Genomic DNA, 16,098 nt, shown 5'->3' on the forward strand with positions numbered 1-16,098 from the left:
ATGAAGGAGGTCTTATAGTGGATTTGCTTAAGAGCATGAATGAAGCAATAAAGTATATTGAAGAAAACCTGACTAATGATATTGACTTTAAAGAGGTAGCAAGGTTGGCTTACTGCTCTGAATTTCATTTTAAAAAGATGTTTTCTTTTCTTGCAGGTGTTACGTTATCAGAATACATCCGCCGCAGACGCCTCACTCTTGCAGCATTTGAGCTTAAAGATAGCAATGTAAAGGTTATTGATATCGCGATTAAATACGGGTATAATTCACCAGATTCTTTTACAAGAGCTTTTCAAAATTTACATGGCTTAACGCCGTCTGAAGCTAGAATTAATGGCCGTTCGCTAAAAGCATATCCACGAATGACCTTCCAGTTATCCATTAAAGGGGGAAGTGAAATGAACTATCGAATTGAAGAAAAAGGGGCATTTCGCATTGTTGGTATTCAAAAAAGAGTTCCTATTATTTTTAACGGGGTTAATCCAGAGATTGCTGCGATGTGGGAAAGTTTAGATGGTGAAACGATCAATAATCTTAAAAGAATTTCTAATGTCGAGCCTATGGGGTTGCTTAGTGCGTCCACGAACTTTTCTGAAGGTAGAATGGAGGAAAAAGGGGAGCTTGATCACTATATTGGCGTTGCAACAACAAAGGAGTGTCCGGATAACCTAACACAACTTAAAGTTGCTGCCTCAACGTGGGCAGTATTCGAAGCAATCGGATCATTTCCTGATGCGCTACAAGATGTGTGGGGACGTATTTATTCCGAATGGTTCCCATCCTCAAACTATGAACAAATAGAAGGCCCGGAAATCCTATGGAATGAGAGTAAAGATATAACCTCACCGACTTTCAAAAGTGAAATATGGATCCCCATTTCAAAAAAAGTAACATAAAGCATGTGATTATGAAGTATCCATGAGCTGTTTCGACAGCTCTTTTTTCAATTATTATAATTGAAGCTTATTTTGTGAAGAAGGTATTTCTTTTAAGGTACAGCCATTTGGTGAGAAAGATCAGGTAATTTATTTTACGGGACTAATGATTTTGAATAGAAATGATACTTATGTAATTGAAAATATAATGTAGCGACAGACTGAAGAACAGTGCGAGGTTTAAGGTATTGAAATAATATTTATTCATTTAGTTGTACTTTTATAGCTTCTAAGTTAGATATAATTCTTATCTTGGAATGTCAAAAAGTCTTAATTTATCTTGCACACTAAATTGTTCTAATAATCTTATCTATTATTCTCTCATTGCTACGTATCCACGTACCACATCCGTTATCATCCTTTGCTACACTTTGAATAAAAAGGAGATGGTAACTTGGATACCCAACCTAAGATACTAAAGAGCATGGAACATACAAACTCATCTGAAAATACTGCTGAAGAATACGAGAACTTGGTGCAGCAAGAAGACGAACACATAGAGAGACTTAAAACATGCACAAAGCTCATTTGGGATGCTCTAGCTATTATTTCTCAAAAGGCAAGCGTACTTCACCTGGAAACCGTCAAAAAAGCGGCCGACCATCTTCATATCATGGAACTGGACCTTCGCAGGGAATTGTTTAAAGTTCGTTTGAAAAAAAGTATTTTGGCGAACAAAATGAAGCAAACCCAAGCATAGCAGCGGAGGAGACGGAATCGTTCTGAAGAAGCGGAGCGTTCGGCTGAAAGCTTTCCGTAGGAAAGCTGCTTCGTAAGCAATAACCGTCACCGGATTTTTACCGTTAAAATATAATCCAAAAAATATGGGGGCAACAGCGATCGGAAGAATGATCCGTCTACGTAGCGGCATCATATGCACGTACTTGCTCAACCCAACCAGTAATCAATTTTTTTCCAATAACCCGACATGACCCTTCACGGTCTGATCGGGTTTTCTCATTTCAATCCCTCCATCCCAAACATAGAATCTTCAAGCTCCTTCAAACCACTTGCCACCCAGATAGTTACACCCACTCCCAACATCATGTATAGTAAAGTTATGGGAAATAAACATGAACCCGCATATTTTCTTGAACGAATAACCGTACAATAAGAAACATGGCAAAAATGAGGAGGAACGTGATGATACATCCAACACAGATTCAGGATATGCTGCAAGCCGCGCTGGAGACGGGCGGAGATTTTGCAGAGGTGTTCGTTGAGGACCGTACCAATGGACAACTGGGCATGACCGGAGGCGTCGTGGATACAGCGCTGTCAGGCCGGGATTTTGGGATTGGCATTCGGATCATGAAGGAGCATTTCTCGGTGTATGCCTACACCAGTGATATGAGCGAGCAGAGCCTGATCCGACTGGCCAAATCGGCTGCCAAGGCCATTCGCGGCGGTGGAGCACCAGGTACACACACCATTACACTCCATCCCCATGCGATCTCTAACCAACATCCGATTGCGATCATTCCTGACGGTTCACAGAAACGCGCCAAGATCGACATGATGAGACGGGCGCATGAGGCGGCAAGCCAATACGATCCTTCCATCACGCAAACTTCCATTGGGATTAGTAACTCAATCCAAAACGTGCTGATTGCCAATAGCAACGGGCTGCTGGTGGAGGATACCCGTACGTATACACGCATGAGAATAAGCGCGATTGCGACCGATGGGGAGCATAGACAATCTGGCTTTCGCGGGCCGGGCGCATATGCAGGGACTGAATTTCTGGAGAACCTGAATATCGAAGAAAATGCCAGACACGCCGCTCGTATTGCGACCACAATGGTCAAAGCGGGATATGCACCTAGCGGCAGACTGCCTGTCGTAATTGAGAACGGCTTCGGCGGCGTTCTTTTTCACGAGGCATGTGGACACGGGCTGGAATCTACGGCGGTGGCCCATGGAACCTCCGTGTTTGCCAATAAGATCGGGCAGCAGGTGGCTTCGCCGCTTGTCACGGCTATAGATGATGGAACGATTCAGAACGCGTGGGGATCGCTCAATATCGATGATGAAGGAGCGCCGACACAGCGCAACGTACTGATCGAGAACGGCATTTTAAAAGGATATCTGATCGACCGCATGGGCTCGCGCCAGATGGGTGTGCCTGCGACAGGGTCAGGACGAAGACAGTCCTATAAATTCGCACCTGCATCCCGTATGAATAATACGTTTATTGCGAACGGGGATTCGACCCGTGAAGAGATCATTGCGAATACGGAGTACGGGATCTATGCCAAATCGCTGGGTGGTGGTTCGGTGAATACTTCGACGAGCGAGTTTAATTTTGCAGTCGAAGAGGCGTATATGATTCGCAACGGCAAAATTGCCGAGCCGGTTAAAGGGGCAACGCTAATCGGCAAAGGGATTGAAACCCTGCAAAATATTGATATGGTCGGCAACAATCTGGATTATGGTCAGGGGATGTGCGGCTCGGTCAGTGGAAGTCTTCCGGTGAACTGCGGACAGCCGACAATTCGCGTGTCCGAGATGACCGTCGGCGGACGGAAGGGGGAATAGGCGATGAACATTCAGCAATTTCAGGAAGCGTTGTTCACAAAAGGTCGGGAAATCGGCTACGTGGATATGGAAATCTACTATGTAAATGGACGTTCTACCTCGGTGAAGGTACTGAAGGGAGAAATTGACCAATATACCATCGTTGAAAACGGTGGGCTTTCCTTCCGGGGTGTCATTAACGGGAAAATGGGCTATGCCTCTACAGAGAAGCTGGAACCGGACGTGATCGACTTTTTATTGGATGAAGCACGCAGCAATGCGGACATATTGGAGAGCGAGGAACAGGATGAGCTGTTCGCAGGCTCTGAGAGTTATCCTGAGCAGCCTGCCTATGCCTCAGCGTTGGCCGACACCGCTCCTGAGATTCTGATCGAAGCGGCGCTAGAAATGGAGCGCACAGCGCTTGCCGCAGATCCACGGATTGTGATGGCTCGGCATTGCTCGGTCAGCATTCGTGAAAATGAGGTTCTGATAGTAAATACCAAAGGACTGCACTGCCATCGTCGCAAAAGCCTAGCAACCGCTTATGTGTATGTGATTGCAGCAGACCATGACGAGACGGTAACTGGGGGCTGGCATGATTATTCCCTGCGAAGTGTGGAAGAAATCGATATTGCGGATGTGGCGCATAAAGCCGTAAAAGAGGCTGTTTCCAAGCTGGGTGCGCACACGATCCAATCGGATAACTATCCAGTCATTTTCCGTCATGATGCAGCAGCGCAATTGCTGGCTGCGTATACGTCGGTATTTTCAGCGGAATCGGTGGATAAAGGCTTTTCGCGATTGGCTGGGAAACTGGGGCAAAAGGTGGCAAGCGAGCGTATTACGCTAATTGATGATCCGCTGATGGAGAACGTTCCCGCAGGCAGTACGTTTGATGCCGAAGGCAGCGCAACCCATCGTAATGAGATCATCAAGGACGGGGAACTACGGACGTATTTCCATAACCGCAAGACAGCCCGCAAGGCTGGGGTGGAAAGTACCTCTAATGCTTCCAAGGGCAGCTATAACGGTAAAATTGGTGTGTCGTATCATAATCTGTATGTGGAACCAGGCACGTCTACGTTGGAGGACATGATTCGCAAGACGGATCGCGGGTTGATGATCGTAGAGCTGCAAGGGCTGCATGCGGGTACGAATACGGCGTCCGGTAACTTTTCGCTGGCTTGTCTGGGATACTGGATTGAGCAGGGGCAAGTGATCAGAGCAGTCAATCAGATCACCGTATCGGGCAACTTCTTTGATGTGCTGCAGCAGGTAGAGGAAGTTGGCAACGATTTACGTTTTACGGGAAGCTGCACATCGCCTTCGCTCAAGCTGGCTGCACTCTCGATTTCAGGTTCCTAATGACTGGAGCGGCCTTCTTTTTTCAGACTCACGGGCTGTTCCTGACGTTATAATTGCTTAGCGATCACAGATGCCTGATGCATCGAGGTATGGTAAAGTAGGAGAAAGTCTTTGAAATATGAAAAAAAGGCTTGGTTACAGCACCGCGACAGGGTATTATAGACAATAATATATTCGAAAAAAGGTTCAAATTGAATTTTTATTGGGGGATGTATATGAGATATATTAGCACTAGAGGTCGAGTAGAAGCCAAGGGATTTATTGATACCGTGCTCATGGGATTAGCTGACGATGGAGGTCTGATGGTACCGGAGCAGATTCCGACCGTGTCGGGAGCTACGTTAGAGCAATGGGCTACATTGAGCTACAGAGAGCTGCTGCTGGAAGTTTTTGCGCTGTATATCAATGATGAGATTCCTCGTGAAGATTTGGAGCAGCTGGTGGAGCGCAGTTACGCGAGCTTCCGTCACCCGGAAGTTACGCCAGTGAAGAAGATCAACGATTCCCTGTCTATTTTGGAGCTGTTCCACGGGCCTACGTTCGCGTTCAAGGATGTGGCGCTGCAATTTATGGGTGAGTTTTATTCCTACGTGTCCAAAAAGCAGAATGAGATCATTCACATTTTGGGTGCAACCTCAGGTGATACCGGGGCAGCGGCGATTCAGGGCGTGCGGGGCAAGGAAGGCATTAAAATCTGTATTTTGCACCCACACCAAAAGGTGAGCAAGGTACAAGAGCTGCAAATGACGACAGTTGACGATGAAAATGTACTGAATCTGTCCGTCAAAGGGAACTTTGACGATTGTCAGAAGGTCATTAAGGATCTGTTTGCCGATCTGGATTTCAAAGCTAAACATCATTTGCGGGCAATTAACTCGATTAACTTTGTGCGTATTTTGGCGCAAACCGTATATTACTTCTATGCTTATTTCCGGGCGCAGGAGTCTGCCGGTACGAAAAAGATTAATATCAGCGTGCCATCCGGCAACTTTGGCAATATCTTTTCCGGCTTTCTTGCGAAAAAAATGGGTCTGCCGATCCATAAGCTGATTATTGCCACCAATGAAAATAATATTTTGGAGCGCTTTGTGAAGACAGGCGAATACAAGCCAGGCGACTTTAAAAGCACATACAGTCCTTCGATGGACATTCAGGTGGCGAGCAATTTCGAAAGATATCTGTACTACTTCCTTGGAGAAGATACAGCCAAGGTATCTGAATACATGAATAACCTCAAGACCGAGGGACGGATTGTGATCAGTGCAGAGGATTTAAAACGGGTGCAGCAGGATTTTGAAGCGCTCGGTGCTTCGAATGAGCAGTGTCTGGAGCTGATCAAAAAATACAAAGCCGAGTACGATTATTTGCTCGACCCGCATACGGCTTGCGGTATTGCCGCATATGAGGCGTATAATGGCGCGGACGAAGTATGTGTGACCTTTGCGACAGCACATCCGGCCAAATTTGATGAAGCTATCCGTCTGGTGGACATCAAGCAGGAGTTCCCGACGCAAATTGAACAATTATTCTCGAAATCGCAGCATCAGCAGGTGGTAGAGCATGACGAGGCAGAAATTGTGCGTCAGCTTGAAGCCTTTTATGTGTAAAAGAATGGGAAAAGAGGCTACGCCCTGCGCGCAGCCTCTTTTTTATTTCCATATTTTCCAGATGTGCTGTATGTTTTAGTTTCAATTTGTTCACATTATAATGCCATGTGGAGTAAGGTGTTAGGGTCTTAGAAATCGTGAAAAAAGCCCGTGAATCAAGGGATTTAGCTTTAATAAACTAACAGGCAATGAGAGGTTCATAGAGTTATTTGATGAAGGATACAAAAATTTTTTATAGGCGAATTAGATGTATTATTATAAAAAATCATGTATAGTTAACTAAATTTTATGAATACATAAAGTTCCACTCTCGAAGGTGCAGAATAAAGTCGTTCCGTCATTTAACAGAGGGGCTAATTATAAAAGGGGTGTATTAAATAATGACCATGATCCGTCCAGAGCAGAGTCAACAAGCAGCAGCCGAATATGTACAGTCCGTTTTTGAGAAGGTTATCGCGCGCAATCCTCATGAGAATGAATTCCATCAGGCCGTCAAGGAAATATTGGATTCGCTAATTCCGGTATTGGCTAAGCACCCTAAGTATATGCAGCAGGGGCTTCTGGAACGGCTAGTGGAGCCGGAGCGAGTCATTACCTTCCGTGTACCTTGGGTGGATGATGCAGGGGTTGTACAGGTCAACCGTGGCTTCCGCGTGCAGTTTAACAGTGCGATAGGGCCTTATAAAGGTGGACTTCGCTTCCATCCGTCTGTATATCTGGGAATCGTCAAATTTTTGGGTTTTGAGCAAGTTTTCAAAAATGCATTGACGGGTCTTCCCATCGGTGGAGGTAAAGGCGGCTCGGATTTTGATCCCAAAGGGAAATCAGATAACGAAGTGATGCGTTTTACACAAAGCTTCATGACGGAGTTGTATAAATATATTGGTCCAGATGCCGATGTTCCGGCAGGGGATATTGGTGTAGGCGGACGTGAGATCGGATACATGTTCGGGCAGTACAAGCGGATTCGCGGAGGGCATGAAGGTGGCGTCCTGACGGGTAAAGGCATTCATTACGGAGGCAGTCTCACACGTACAGAAGCGACTGGCTACGGTTGTGTATATTTTGTAAACGAGATGTTGCAGGCTCAGGGATCGTCCTTTGAAGGAAAACGCGTCGTCGTGTCGGGCTCAGGGAACGTATCTATTTATGCGATTGAAAAAGCACAGCAGCTCGGTGCTACAGTCGTGGCATGTAGTGACTCGAATGGCTACATCTATGATCCAGACGGTATCGATCTGCAGCTGGTAAAGCAGCTGAAAGAAGTGAACCGTCTGCGGATTAGCGAGTATACTCAAGAGCGTCCAGGCGCAATCTATACAGAAGGCTGTTCGGGGATCTGGTCGATCCCATGCGACATCGCACTGCCATGCGCCACACAGAATGAGATTGACGAGCAAGCAGCCCAGTTGCTGGTAAGCAATGGCGTAAAAGCTGTAGGCGAAGGTGCCAATATGCCATCCTCGCTACAGGCCATTGAAGTGTTTTTGGGCAATGGGGTTTTGTTCGGGCCAGCCAAGGCTGCCAATGCAGGCGGAGTAGCAGTCTCGGCGCTTGAAATGTCTCAGAACAGCATGCGCCTGTCATGGACCTTTGAGGAAGTGGATGCCAAGCTGCATGATATTATGAAAAATATCTATGCTAACAGCGTGAAGGCGGCTGAGGAATACGGTGTGCCGGGCAATCTGGTTGTCGGAGCCAATATCGCAGGATTTGTGCGTGTGGCCGACGCAATGCTGTCCCACGGGATTGTTTAACTTAACGGTATACCAACCCTTATCTCCTATTACATGATGATTGATGATTGAACAAGTAAGCTAATGAAACAAAAGCTGAGTGGCTCTGTGTGAGTCGCTCAGCTTTTATTTGCAAAGAGCACTTTATTTTTCTCAGGGACTTGATTTATTTTTAAAGAGGATGTATATTACTTGATAGATCAATAATTGATGGATCAAAGGTCGGATCATGAAGCCCAGCGATATGCTTAAGGGAGGAGAGATTGATATCACCCAGACACCATCCGAGCCTGAGTATATTTTTGACATGCTGTTGTTGCTGAACAAGCAGATTAGCTCCAAGTTTGAGCGTTGTGCAGGAGTCAGCGCATCCAGATTGCAGCTATTGTGCAAGTTGTATCAAGTGGAGGAGATTAGTCAAACTCTGCTGCAAAAAGAGGTTGGCATTGACGCTGCAGCCGTAACGCGCCATTTGAAACAACTGGAAGCGACAGCAATGGTCACACGACGCACGAAGCCAGAGGACAACAGGGTTACCTTGGTAAGCCTGACCGATTATGGGCGTGCACGCATTGTCATCTTTAAGCAGGAGCGCTCGCAGTTTGTAGCTCAGCTGCTACAGAGCTTCGACGAGACCCAGCGACACCAGCTAGCTGATATGCTGCAAGTGATGAATAGCCATATATCCGATATGGACTGACAACATTTTTTTAACATTACTATACCCACAGAGGGACAAGGAGAGATTGGAATGAATAATACGAATACATCCAGTACTGTAAAAACGAATGATTTTAAAGAAATCGCCCTGGGACGCCGTTCTGTAAAAGTATACGATCCGTCCGTGAAGATCAGCCGCGAGGAAATGACAGAGATTTTGACAGAAGCTACACGCGCGCCATCCTCCATTAACCTGCAACCTTGGCGTTTCCTCGTTATTGACAGCCCTGAAGGTAAAGCTACACTGGCACCATTGGCCCGTTTCAACCAACGTCAAGTAGAAACATCTTCGGCAGTGATCGCTGTGTTTGGAGATTTGAACAACTTTGATAATTTCGAACAAATTTTCGGAGAAGCTGTAGAACTGGGCTATATGCCAAAAGACGTCAAAGAAATGCAACAGGAAAAAGTAGCAGCCCATTTTGCAGCGCTTGATCCAGTTGTGAACAAAGAAACGGTCCTGATCGATGGTGGCTTGGTATCCATGCAGCTTATGCTGGTAGCACGCGCTCATGGTTATGATACTAACGCTATTGGCGGTTTTGAAAAGGATCAAATTGCTGAAGCCTTTGGTCTGGAAAAAGATCGTTATGTCCCTGTTATGCTCATTTCCATGGGTAAAGGTATCAACGATGGTCATCCGTCCACACGATTGCCTATTGATCAAATTGCACAGTGGAAATAAGGAAAACGAACTAACATCTATACACAACATAAAAAAACAGGCGGACAAAGGAAATTCCTTTGCTTCGCCTGTTTTTTATTTGCTTGGATGCAACGTAGATCGCGGGTGCTTATCACATTGTCAGTCTTTCGGTTATCATGTCACGGTATTTTCTCCCGGCGTCTCTACCGAATCAGCGGTGTTATTCTGAAGGTGATGATAATGCTTGGGCCATATAATTTGGTGCGAAGTATGGCTAAGCTCCTCATAAAATAACGGGGCTTTCTTGAATAGACGTATGACCAGATGGAAAAAGAACCATCCATTCATCACCAACAACAAAAGGCTGATCAGAACACTTACCCATGGAGAGACTTGAGACCACAGCACGGGTCCACCCAGTACGTAATTAAGTCCAAAATACAACCAATACAAGAGACTGTAACGCTTGATGAGCCCCCACAGGGAAATCCGTTGTCCTGTCCCTATAAGATGAATACGCACCAGCCATTTCCCTGGCGTTCGTCCATTTGTTAAGTAAGGAACCACCATAAAGTATACCCCACTGGAAACCCAGAAAGCAGCAGGAACATGCAGAGACTCCATGATGCCGAGTAGCCCGATCCATATGATAGAATCCACGAAAAAGGCTACACCCCGTCGGGTATAGGACACTCGCTTCGTTGCCATGTCCACATGCTTGTCCAGATGTTCCAAGCGGGGCAGGAAGCGTGAAAACCATTCGCCTAATAGAAAGCCTAGCATGCCGCCCAAGGTATTAGCCAATAGATCGTCCACATCGAACACGCGATACGCATGGTCAAAAAATCCATACAGTCCTGTCAGCTGCGTCACCTCAAAGAAGAGGGAGAGGATAAAGGACAGAATCAGACACCATCCCCATCGTGCACGGAAATAATAACGTAAGAACATACCGAAAGGCATGGTCATCACAACGTTAAAAACGACTTGCAGAAAAGCGCGCTCCTTCAGCAAATGAACATAGCTGGAGGGATGGGCGGGTGAGACGGATGTTTCTCTTATAATGTCATGAACGAACTGCAAGGGTATCAATTGTAACGCCCCCCCAGCTAGTGCAGCATTATGACGCGATGCCGGAAGTGGGAGTATGACCAGAAAGAAGACGTTCATTAAGTATAAAAGCATCAAGTAAAGCAGCCATGCTCTAGCCTTGTGAATATAGCCATGCCTGCGATATTGCACGATTAGAAAAGGCAGTGTAAACAACAACGCAGCAAAAGGAAACGCAAGAAAGGCATACGAAACAGGAAATAGATACGATTGAATCATGTGCTGCTTACGCCTGCTTTCTCCGGAACTTCACCAAAGACCAGATGATCAGAAATGCCATGAAAGCCAGGCACACGCTAATGCTAATGCGATTTTGCGGGTCAAGCAAGAATAGGAACGCAATTACCCATAGGCATCCTACTGTAAGCGCCGTTACATAAGGGAATCCCCATATCTTGAAAGTAGGCTCCACGGGATAAGATTTGCGCAATTTCAATTGGGACAGACAAATGCAACTCCAGACGAGCAGCACGACAAAGCCAGGTACAGCCATCAAAATACGGAACAGTCCGTCCTGAGCGAGATAAGCAACCATGGAACCGACAATCAGAACTACAGCGCACAATTTGAGACTATTTACCGGAACCCCGTTTGAAGATAAGCGGGCGAGTGATTTGGGACCTTCTCCATTGATAGCCAGCGAATGTAACATACGTGTAGCCCCGTAAATCCCCGAATTGGCGGCAGACAGTACAGCAGTGATCAGAATAAAGTTCATGACATGAGCCGAGCCTTGAAGCCCTACAGAAGACAATACCTGTACAAACGGGCTGGTATTCGCATCCAGTTGGTTCCAGGGAATCAAGCCACAAATGATGAGAATTGGCAACGTATAGAACAAAATAACGCGAAGAATAAAGCTTTTAACCACTCTAGGTAGTACCTTTTCCGGATTTTCTGTCTCCGTCAACGTCAGTCCAATCAGCTCGGATCCTCCGTATGAAAAGGTAACGACCAGCAGCGCTGAAAAGATAGCCAACCAGCCATTGGGTAGAAATCCGCCGTGCTGCGCGTAGTTGCTTAGATAAGGTGGAGTTTCAGTGGGAATAATCCCGAACAGTATACAGCCACCCAAGGCGATGAAGATAATAATCATGGCAATCTTAATACCCGCAAGCCAAAATTCTAGCTCCCCAAAACCGCCGACACTCAGCATGTTGACGACAATAATGAAAGCTGCACTCACTAAACTGAGTACCCATAGAGGAACATCTGGCAACCAATATTGTAGGAAGCTTCCCGCAGCAATGACCTCAATGATACAGACGGCCAGCCACATGAAGCAATACAACCAGCCGATAATAAAGGACAGTCGTTCTCCAAAGGCTTTGCGAATAAAATCCTTCATATTCATGTTGGGGTAGACGGTAGCCATCTCGGCAATTGCGCCCATAACGACCAAGAGCAGGAGTCCTGCGAAGACATAGGATAAAATAACTCCAGGTCCCGCCAAGCTAATCGTTTCGGTACTGCCTTTAAAAATTCCCGTTCCGATAACTCCACCCATAGCCATAAAGGTAATATGCCGTGGGAGCAGCTTTTTGTGCAAAGTTGCTTCATTTGATTTCAATATGAAATCCTCCTTCATATAGTGTATAGCTTCAGCATAGCCCAAACAGGGTTACTTCAATTAGACTTATACTACATGAAAATATCCAATTAGGAAATGAAAGAAATAGGATCTGGTAGGGAGATTGAAATCGATAGAGGACAAACTCAAGAAAACAGAGGCAGAATGCTGGCGCTGATGATTGCTCTATCTGCGGTCATTCTGCCTTTATTGCTCTGCTCGGCGGATATTTAAGTGATCATGTAGGAGTATCGCATTGCGGTGAAGGATTAGCTCCGCAATATTCCTTTAGCCCGCACTTGCTTGAGCCAACCAGGAAACTCATTCAGCAGACGGTCGTACAATTCTGCGTCTGTCACGGAGTCAATGTCATCCAAGGCAAAGAAATCTGCATTATCCACTACGCGACCGCGCATCTTATCCAACTTTCGAAGGATTCCGTAATCGGCTTGACCAAGACCTACAAATTGCCAGAAAATCGGGGCGCTTGAGCTTTTAATCAGCAGTTGTTCTATTTTTTTCTGTTCATAAATACCTCCATCACTGAAAAAGATAATGTAGGTCGGGATTATATCGTTGGGATCTTCTTTTGTATATTTTAGTATGATATCCTTCATGACTTCTGGTTCGTTATTTCCCCACCCTAGCTCACTATCTTCACTAGGCTCAGCATAATTCATATGAATGTAATTCTCGAAATTCCTCTCTGTGACGCTTGGAGCACGCTTGGCTTTGTCTGCAAAAAACCATACATCCATTTCACCATTGTCATCCATACAGGCGGCTACAGCCAACACACGTTCGCAGGCTTTTTGCACCGTCCCACCCGTGTACAATTTGAACATAGAAACAGAAGCATCGAATACAACCGCTACCCGTGCCTTTTCACAGTCTATGTGTTTCTTTTTTAGTGAATATTGTACATTCTGCTTGTGCAGATTGATTCTTCCACTCACAGGAGAGGTTTCTTTCATGTCAGCTTTATCCGCTGACGGTGCTGCTGGCGATTCCGTTTCCTCTACGGTGACACCGTGAGCCTCGGCAAGCGGCTTTAGTCCTCCGTTGAAACCACGTCCCACTGCGCGAAGCTTAAAGCCAGACGTATGACGATACACTTCTGCCAGCACAAGCGATGTCTCACTGGTGGCTTCGGTGATGCTGTAGGTGATATGGGATTGCTTGCCTTGAGCAGTAACTGAGCAGCCGACCACATCGGCAAAAGTACCTGGGTCGTCCAGTGTGGCCGCAAACACACATTTTTCCACCCCGGTTCGTTCCAGTTCCTGGAGCGCTACAGTAAACTCAGTGGTTCTGTCATTTGGACGCTGTAACCGTACATGGCCGTGCGGGTCAGCGGGTTGATTGTAAAAAACGAAATAGTCATCTGAGGAAACCTTTCCGTCTGCTCCTACCATAAAACAGCTAACATCCAGTTCGGCAGGTGCATGCTTCCATGTAATGGTGACCCGCACTGTATCTTCCTTACCGAATGGTGCATTAGCTCCTGTACTCAATGCAATGTTGGGACCGCTCATGCTGTCAAACCCCCTATGTATTTTAAATCTTGTATTTATACAAATTGTACCATGGAAATGGTATATTCACCTTGTTTCGTGCAGGAATATTTGTCTCATGGTAGACGCAGTAAAAGATGATATATAATGAGGTTGGTTTGGAAAAAAAGTATGATATTTATGAAGCGGAGGCTTTGATACGTGAAGCAGGATCGGCAAAAGCAGGCAGGTTCCTATATCGGGATGAGCAAGGGACATGAAGCTGATGAGTTAAACAAACTGTTGTCCCTATGGCTTCATTCGTCGATCCGTGTCATGGATGTCCGGCATATTCGACTGGAGCCGGAAGAGTTGCTTCAACCGTATCGTCTTCCAGCGCAGGCTTTTGTATTTGTATTGCAGGGTAGCGTGCGTTTGGATGGTGATTGGAAGGATACGCCACATTCAGGGTACGTACTTCATGGCAGCAAAGGCTTTGAACTGAATATGAAACCCTCGCAATGCGGGATTGAATATATCATTGTACTATATAAAGCGACTTCTCTATCTGGACATACGGTGTATAATCATCCTTCGATAGCTCATGGTTTTATACCGCCCTATCCGGTTATACTGTATCAAAAGCTGCAACTACTGGATGAAGCATGGCAGGACCAAGAGACGCTATCCAAGATTCAGGCTCAGGGTCGGTTCTATGATTTTGCATATGAATGTATGCGGCAATTGCAGGAACCGAAGGCTCGAACTTCTGCGCGGGATATTGTGACACAGGCCATTCGATTTATGCAGATCCATTATGCGGAGTCCGTAACGCTGGAACGTTTGGCTGGATTATTGGAATGCAGTCCGAGACATTTGACCCGGTTATTTAAAAAACAAACGGATTGTAGCCCGATTATGTACTTGATTCAACTGCGAATGGACAAGGCGAAGGAGCTTTTGCGGAAGACGGATGCGACTTTGCAGGATATCGCTGTCAGTGTGGGGTACCCGGATGTCTATTTCTTTAGCCGGGCATTCAAAAAATATACGGGTGTATCCCCGGTTCATTACCGGGACAGCCTATATTCATCTGCTTTTGTGAGAGATACCAGTCTGGATAATCCATTAAGCATGTCCGAATGTTCCATTGATTCGATAAGTGGCGCCCTGCATACTGTTATTGAGGATAATAATCATTATCAAAATCATGATGAAGGGATTTTACGAATGAATAGAAACGCAAAGCATTCCATGGCATTTATTTTATTGCTTAGTTTTACCCTGCTGCTCAGCGCGTGCTCAGGCACATCCAGTCCTACGGCAACCGATGGCGCTTCGCAAGGGACCAATAATACATCAGCGGAACCAACATCACAGGAAAGGGTGCTGAAGGATGCACTTGGGCATGAGGTAAAAATTCCGGCTCAGCCTCAGCGTGTGATCGCTTCTTATCTGGAGGATCATCTGGTTGCGCTGGGGGTTAAACCTGTAGCCCAATGGTCGGTAGGCAAAAATTCAGTTCAAGGTTACCTGCAAAAAGAACTGAAGGACGTTCCTACCATTGCTTCAGATCTTCCGTTTGAGGCGGTTCTGAACTTCAAACCTGATTTAATCATTATGGACAGTGCGAGCATGGTGGAAGGCGACAAATATAATCAATACTCTAAAATTGCTCCAACCTACGTGGTAGGCACTAATATGAACAATGATTGGCGTCAAGAGCTGCTGACCGTGGGTGAAGTGCTGAATAAGAGCAGTGAAGCGAAGCAGACATTGAGCAACTACGACAAAAAAGCAGCAGAGGCTAAAGCCAAGCTGAGTCAGACGGTAGGACAAAAAACTGCGGCGGCATTGTGGGTAACGGATAAAAATGTGTATGTCGTAAACCAGAATCTATCCAGCGGTGATGTATTGTATAAGGATTTGGGATTCAAGATTCCACAAGTTGTACAGGAGATTTCCAAAACGGCTAAGGCGAACTGGAGTAATTTATCGCTTGAGAAGCTGGCCGAGCTGGATGCGGATTATATCTTTATCGTGAACAGCAAAAACGTAAGTAAAGAAGATATTGTAAAAGATCCTGTATGGGCGGGAATTCCAGCCGTTAAAGAAGGCCATGTATACGATTTTGGTAAGGATTCCAGCTGGTTGTATACAGGTACAATTGCAAACAGTCAAATGATTGACGATGTTCTGAAAAATGTAACTCAGTAATCCACATGGTAATCAAAAAAACGCTACTCATCTTGACGACAGTATGTCGCAGGAAGGAGAGCGTTTTTTTATAAAAAGATGTCTGCATAGAGCAGACATCTGCAGATTGTCGAGAAACCCCGTCTTTTGAGACGTGGGTTTCTTTTTCTTTACATCATAAGGCTCTGGTCTCTGGAGAA

At 45.8% G+C, this 16,098-nt stretch carries 13 protein-coding genes; 10 read left to right on the plus strand and 3 right to left on the minus strand.

What is annotated here, in order from left to right:
• Positions 1-17 precede the first annotated feature (17 nt).
• From NLX78_RS17420 to NLX78_RS17455, 8 genes are all read left to right on the plus strand, one after another.
• A complete protein-coding gene (locus NLX78_RS17420) occupies positions 18-896 on the plus strand; it encodes an AraC family transcriptional regulator (RefSeq protein ID WP_254351099.1) in 879 nt (292 codons plus the stop codon).
• Positions 897-1,329: 433 nt separating this feature from the next.
• A complete protein-coding gene (locus NLX78_RS17425; RefSeq protein ID WP_254351100.1) occupies positions 1,330-1,635 on the plus strand; it encodes a hypothetical protein in 306 nt (101 codons plus the stop codon).
• Between the two features lie 443 nt (positions 1,636-2,078).
• Positions 2,079-3,473 carry a TldD/PmbA family protein gene (locus NLX78_RS17430; protein WP_254351101.1) on the plus strand — a complete coding sequence of 465 codons (1,395 nt, stop codon included), beginning with the start codon at positions 2,079-2,081 and terminating at the stop codon, positions 3,471-3,473.
• Positions 3,474-3,476: 3 nt separating this feature from the next.
• On the plus strand, positions 3,477-4,820 hold the full coding sequence (locus NLX78_RS17435; protein WP_254351102.1) for a TldD/PmbA family protein: 1,344 nt from the start codon (positions 3,477-3,479) through the stop codon (positions 4,818-4,820).
• 215 nt (positions 4,821-5,035) lie between these two features.
• A complete protein-coding gene (gene thrC, locus NLX78_RS17440; protein ID WP_069290122.1) occupies positions 5,036-6,427 on the plus strand; it encodes a threonine synthase in 1,392 nt (463 codons plus the stop codon).
• Between the two features lie 380 nt (positions 6,428-6,807).
• Positions 6,808-8,184, plus strand: a complete 1,377-nt coding sequence (gene gdhA, locus NLX78_RS17445; RefSeq protein ID WP_235309024.1) for an NADP-specific glutamate dehydrogenase — start codon at positions 6,808-6,810, stop codon at positions 8,182-8,184.
• Positions 8,185-8,470: 286 nt separating this feature from the next.
• Positions 8,471-8,863, plus strand: a complete 393-nt coding sequence (locus tag NLX78_RS17450) for a MarR family winged helix-turn-helix transcriptional regulator (RefSeq protein WP_025718154.1) — start codon at positions 8,471-8,473, stop codon at positions 8,861-8,863.
• A 51-nt stretch (positions 8,864-8,914) separates the two neighbouring features.
• On the plus strand, positions 8,915-9,568 hold the full coding sequence (locus NLX78_RS17455; protein ID WP_061828772.1) for a nitroreductase family protein: 654 nt from the start codon (positions 8,915-8,917) through the stop codon (positions 9,566-9,568).
• A gap of 135 nt (positions 9,569-9,703) precedes the next feature.
• On the opposite strand, the gene NLX78_RS17460 is transcribed toward NLX78_RS17455, so the two are convergent.
• Positions 9,704-10,858: a VanZ family protein gene (locus NLX78_RS17460; protein WP_254351103.1), complete on the minus strand. Its 1,155-nt coding sequence runs from the start codon at positions 10,856-10,858 to the stop codon at positions 9,704-9,706.
• A gap of 7 nt (positions 10,859-10,865) precedes the next feature.
• Complete coding sequence (locus NLX78_RS17465) at positions 10,866-12,209, minus strand: amino acid permease (RefSeq protein ID WP_254351104.1); 1,344 nt, start codon at positions 12,207-12,209, stop codon at positions 10,866-10,868.
• Between the two features lie 96 nt (positions 12,210-12,305).
• Here NLX78_RS17465 and NLX78_RS17470 point away from each other — a divergent pair, with 96 nt between their 5' ends.
• A complete protein-coding gene (locus NLX78_RS17470; protein ID WP_254351105.1) occupies positions 12,306-12,443 on the plus strand; it encodes a hypothetical protein in 138 nt (45 codons plus the stop codon).
• Positions 12,444-12,478: 35 nt separating this feature from the next.
• On the opposite strand, the gene NLX78_RS17475 is transcribed toward NLX78_RS17470, so the two are convergent.
• Positions 12,479-13,744, minus strand: a complete 1,266-nt coding sequence (locus NLX78_RS17475) for a VWA domain-containing protein (RefSeq protein WP_254351106.1) — start codon at positions 13,742-13,744, stop codon at positions 12,479-12,481.
• A gap of 180 nt (positions 13,745-13,924) precedes the next feature.
• Here NLX78_RS17475 and NLX78_RS17480 point away from each other — a divergent pair, with 180 nt between their 5' ends.
• Positions 13,925-15,919, plus strand: coding sequence for an ABC transporter substrate-binding protein (locus NLX78_RS17480; RefSeq protein ID WP_254351107.1), 1,995 nt, complete (start codon positions 13,925-13,927; stop codon positions 15,917-15,919).
• Positions 15,920-16,098 lie beyond the last annotated feature (179 nt).

This window comes from Paenibacillus sp. Lou8.1 (assembly GCF_024213565.1).
Taxonomy (GTDB): Bacteria; Bacillota; Bacilli; order Paenibacillales; family Paenibacillaceae; genus Paenibacillus; species Paenibacillus polymyxa_B.